This is a genomic window from Chryseobacterium sp. RR2-3-20, from assembly GCF_017808115.1.
GTDB classification, from domain to species: domain Bacteria; phylum Bacteroidota; class Bacteroidia; order Flavobacteriales; family Weeksellaceae; genus Chryseobacterium; species Chryseobacterium oryzae.
The window spans coordinates 1-505 of the sequence record NZ_JADQBD010000215.1; the positions used below are offsets into that span (position 1 = coordinate 1).

Here is a 505-nt window from a genome sequence, read left to right on the forward strand (position 1 = left end):
CGACTGGAAGAACCTATTAAATAAAATTAAAGAACATTTTTTAGTTCAATCACATTTAACGTGTTGTTTTGATTCATGGAAAAGATATCTCACGGTTGATCTGAAATTATTAAATTAGAAATTTTTAAATCGTGATGCTGACTTCTGGCGGCAAGTTTTAGGAAGACTATTTAATATTACTTTAATGCCTCCAAGAAATATGTTAGCTTTCTGGGAACATCGTGAAGACTGTGCTTCGGAATCATCTTGTAGCTATAATGGAAATTTTCTAGCTGTAGTGGATTTGCCTTCAAAATATGATCAAATTTTAAAAGAAGTTTTAAGCAGGTCTAAAGGGACAGTAAAATATCTTTCGCCAATGATTCAAAATGAAATAATTTTTTTGTTAAGTGATGTATTAAGTAAATATATTTTAGAAAAAATAAAAGAAGCTCTTGTTTTTTCAGTCATAATGGACACAATTCAAGACATTTCTAGGCATGACCAACTAAGCATAGTAATAAGG

The 505-nt window shown here is 29.9% G+C and carries 1 protein-coding gene; it reads left to right on the forward strand.

What is annotated here, in order from left to right; genetic code table 11:
• Positions 1–184: 184 nt before the first annotated feature.
• Positions 185–505 (forward strand): DUF4371 domain-containing protein (locus IV513_RS15710; RefSeq protein WP_209391489.1); only part of this gene is annotated, 321 nt, incomplete at its 3' end.